This window comes from Mucilaginibacter sp., assembly GCF_036383575.1.
Classification (GTDB): Bacteria; Bacteroidota; Bacteroidia; order Sphingobacteriales; family Sphingobacteriaceae; genus Mucilaginibacter.
This window is the reverse complement of record NZ_DASVOB010000222.1, coordinates 1-4,163: the sequence shown is the minus strand read 5'-3', so window position 1 is coordinate 4,163 and position 4,163 is coordinate 1. Positions and strand designations below refer to the sequence as shown.

Sequence of the window (4,163 nt, the reverse complement as noted above, 5' to 3'; positions counted from 1 at the left end):
ATTGGCTTAACCGCCTTTGCTATGCTTTTGGTAGTGAAAAACTTAAAAAAATAAAAGCCGGTTTATTATACCGTTATACCGTCAATTTTATCTCACTTGGTAAAATTCCATAGTATTTTTTGAAAGCATTGGTTAAATGGGCCTGGTGTTTAAACCCGATAGCGTGTGCTACTTCTCCGATACTTTTATGGTCATTGATGATCATTTTTTTTGCTGTTTCCATCCTGAGCCTTGTAATATACCCATATACCGTAGTGCCATAATAGGCTTTAAAGCCTTGCTTAAGTTTAAACTCATTCAAACTTATTATCCTTGAAAGCTTTTTAATGGTGGGCGGATTAACATATACTTTATCAAGCAACTCTTTGGCCTGATATAGCTTTTCCAGGTCTTCCGTTTTTATTTGCGGCCCATCGTCATCAGTGTTGTTATTCTGCATTTGCTCAAGTTGCAGCATCAGCAGTTCCAACACTTTCGATTCGGTATAGAATTTCTTAAGCTCGCCTGTTTTTTTGCAATCACAAATATCATTGATCACTCTTTTCATTTCGGTAGTTACAGCAAGGTCCTGCGCGGCAAGCGATGTGTATTTACCTTCCATGATAGCCGACACAAATGACGAATGTATGAGGGCATGCCTGTCGATAAGGTGAAAATAATACTCCTTTGAAAGCACCATCAAAAAATAGTTATACTCCATATTGGGTATAACTTCATAATTGCCTTTTGATGAAGGAATATAACGGATGTTGTGGCGGTTGCTGCCATAAACACTTCTGCCGGGGAGCTTTGCAGGCATATTCCCCCCTTCGTAAAAGATAAATTGCGAGGTGATAGTTTCGCCTTCCACCTCTGAAAGGATCCGTACCGGCTCATTGAACTGCATATTGGAATGAAGTAAAAACAAACCACCCGAGCTAAGCTGGTAGTAAAATAACTTTTTTACAGGCTCCCGCTTTATCGAAATATGTTTTTCAGAGAGCTGCGAGCCCGGCGAGTAAGCGTCCGGCAATTCCTCAATAAACAACCATTCATCAAAACCTTCAATCTTTGATCTTATCCTCATTACAATTTCACTAAAAAAGGGTTACTATTTTTATCCTCCAATATGCAGCAACGGCTTATTATCCGTTAACAGGCTGTTCTGCTTGCGCAAATACTGCGGCAAAATGATTAAATGTATCATTTGCTGTCTGTACAGCAATAGCCTCTTCGTTGTTGTTTTTGGCGCTGGCGTTCAATACGGTTATAAAAGCGCCCCACATCTGACCAGTAGCAGGCCCGTAACCCGAAAAGAACGATACGCCTTCAGTAATACCGCCTTTGGCCAGCATTTGCACAATGATACTACCGCCCATAATAGAGCCTTCCATTACGTACAAAGCACCAAGCGCCTGAATTGAGTTTGTGATTGCAGGAACACTTGTTGCCGGCAGGTTGTCGATATTTCCGCCCAATGCTTCTATATCACTTTTAAGGAAGGATGAATTTCTGCGTTGCGCGTAGTCCGGTAAAAGATCGGCGGATATAAACGGCGCAATTGCTTTTTCCAGGTGATTGAAGTATGCATAAAAATGCCTCAGCAGATCAGCATAATCCTGGTTACTACGGATGGCTTTCAATTTCTGAACTACTTTTTTCTCTAATTGCTGATGGGCTTCTTTAGTTGCCTCTTTAATGGTTGTACTTAGCATTTGTTAGTTTTTATGGGAGAGTTTCTCCCTTTGTATATTAATTATCCTTTAGTTTTAATCTGTTTTCGATCATCCCGATAGGAACTCTTATAGTTCCGGCGTTTGATTTAAATATAGAAGCACTTTGTACCTTTTTATCGTTGGCCTTTTGTTGTACCGTGCTTAATGATGCACCATTGGTCAGCCCGAGTACAGCGCTCAAACAGGCCTCATTAGGGTCTCCCAGTGCAGGATCATCCTCCTGTGTTACCTGAACATCTGCCGGGATCCCTTGAAAATAATCAGACCAGCCCTGGGCGTTAAGGATTAGGAAGCTTGACAAATAAATGCTGTACACATCTATCTTCACCGGAAAAAAGCCTACAGGCTTACCATAAGTGGTGCCGCCCACAAGCTTCACATTAAAATACGGTTTCATACTGCTGATAAGCAATTCGGCAGCTGAAGCCGTAGCCGAAGAGGTGATAAAATAGATATCCTTTACCGTTTCCAATCCTCCTTTTTTACTGAATTTGTGTGTATTCCCGGCTTCGGTATAATCCACATCATCCAGATTGGCGGTGCGGCCTTTATAAATTACCGTTTTGCCGTTTGCATCATAGTAAGATTGATTTTTAAGGATGCTTGCGTTTGATGCTTGTAATAGAGCATTGTACTGCTCTGAAAACATCACTTTTCCATTTAAAGCTGATGGGGCAATTAAATTAGCTGCATACTCAGCAGTTTCCACAAAACCGCCGCCATTGTACCGCAGATCAACCACCAGTTGCTGCGGGTCAGCGACCGCCAATTTGGAAAACGCGGCATCAAGTGCATCCTTGCATGTACTAAGCTCGGGGAAAGAACCAAGAGCTATGTATCCGACATTTTTGCCAACCACCGTATCTTTTAACACTGCGCCTAATGTAGGTGTCCCAACGGCAGCCAGTTCACCGCTCGCATTTAAATCTGTAATGAACGAATATTTTGGCGAACCCGGGTTTACAGGCTCTTCGTACTTAAGGCCCGTTTGTGGGTTAACTTTTAATTGCGAAACATCAAAAAGCTCGGAATTAAACGCGTTTAAGGCTAAAGGATCCGAAGCATATTTCCGCGGATCAAATGCGATATATGATGGTAATGCATCACTCCACAAGTAAATTTGTTTGGCATACAGGTAAATAGAATCAAGCGTGAATTGGGTACGTGTACCAGTTGTAGGCGAAACCGGAAGCTCTGAGGTAACAGCATTCTTCCTGCAAGCCGACAAGCCAGCAGCAAATGCTATAATTCCCCAGGTTTTTAATAATCGCATTTCTATGATTCTTAATTTAGTTAGTGTACTCCAGTTGTTGATCGTTAATTAGCTATTTGGTGATGGCGGTAAGCGGTTCTGTAGTGCCATCCCAATAATATGGATAACCGATTTCTCCGCTACTGGCTATTTCATAGTTAGGCATCATTAAAATTATACTGCCCGGAACTACATCGGCCGGTAGTTTATATTTAAGTAGCGTTTGACCATCCTGACCGCTCAGCGGGATATCATAATAAACATCATCGTACCCCTCGCTCGAGCCATTTACAGGGCGTACCATAAGTTGCAGATTGCCAAATGTTCCGGGATAGTATTTTTTGCCCAGTTCTGAAATGACATAGCTGATGCTGATCTCATCTCCGATTTTCAATGTTTTACCGGCCTGATTAAAGGATGCACTGAGTAGGAATGAAGAAAAATCGGCCGGCCCAATATGAAACGGCCCTTTAACAACTGTATTGGATCCGTTTATCAATTTTAGCTTATAGTTTCCCGTATCAATACTCAGGTTGTTAGGCAGTTTGATGGTAATGGCAAGAGAATTAAAGCTTAACGCATTTTTTAAACTCAACGAAATCTGCTTACCGGCGGTGTTGACCAAAAACAATTTAGTTTGTGAAGTATCCGGTATAAAATATTGCCCTTTGAGGAATAAGTATCCCGCCTGGTTTATAGAGCTTTCATTTATACTAAAAACAGGTGCCGGCTGATTGATCATCGGCACCAGAAAATAAGTTTTTTTACTGCCATCCTGTGCGGTAACCGTATAGGAAATTCCCTTTTTAAAAGCAACGCTTATGCCCGACGCGGGACTGATGCTGGCACCGGATGAAACCGAGATCTGCGGCGCAACATTGGTAGGAACAGTCTGAAACGGCGGCCAATAAAGCCTTATGCTGTCGCCAACAATGGAGGCCTTAAGTTTGTTCCCGGCCGAATCTGCAATGGTAAATTCTTCTACATTATTATACGCAGTTTTTACATACTCTTTTTTGCAGGAACCAAGCAGCATGAAAACTGAAACAATGAAGGATAAATAAAGTATATGTTTGATTTTAATCATCTTTTTAACTGGTAATTATGATAATCATAAAAGAGAGGTACCGAACCCGGATCAGAAGGCCCGGCCCTCCCTTTAATGTTATTTAAAACAGGACTTTAATTTAATTGAT

Annotated in this window: 4 protein-coding genes; all 4 read right to left on the bottom strand. The window is 41.6% G+C overall.

What is annotated here, in order from left to right:
• Positions 1–73 precede the first annotated feature (73 nt).
• From VF500_RS07925 to VF500_RS07910, 4 genes are read right to left on the bottom strand one after another with little or no spacing between them, the layout of a single operon-like run.
• A complete protein-coding gene (locus VF500_RS07925) occupies positions 74–1,066 on the bottom strand; it encodes a helix-turn-helix transcriptional regulator (protein WP_330859158.1) in 993 nt (330 codons plus the stop codon).
• Positions 1,067–1,124: 58 nt separating this feature from the next.
• Complete coding sequence (locus VF500_RS07920) at positions 1,125–1,694, bottom strand: biliverdin-producing heme oxygenase (RefSeq protein ID WP_330859157.1); 570 nt, start codon at positions 1,692–1,694, stop codon at positions 1,125–1,127.
• Between the two features lie 37 nt (positions 1,695–1,731).
• Positions 1,732–2,988, bottom strand: coding sequence for a S41 family peptidase (locus VF500_RS07915; protein WP_330859156.1), 1,257 nt, complete (start codon positions 2,986–2,988; stop codon positions 1,732–1,734).
• Between the two features lie 52 nt (positions 2,989–3,040).
• Positions 3,041–4,054: a hypothetical protein gene (locus VF500_RS07910; RefSeq protein WP_330859155.1), complete on the bottom strand. Its 1,014-nt coding sequence runs from the start codon at positions 4,052–4,054 to the stop codon at positions 3,041–3,043.
• Positions 4,055–4,163: the final 109 nt, after the last annotated feature.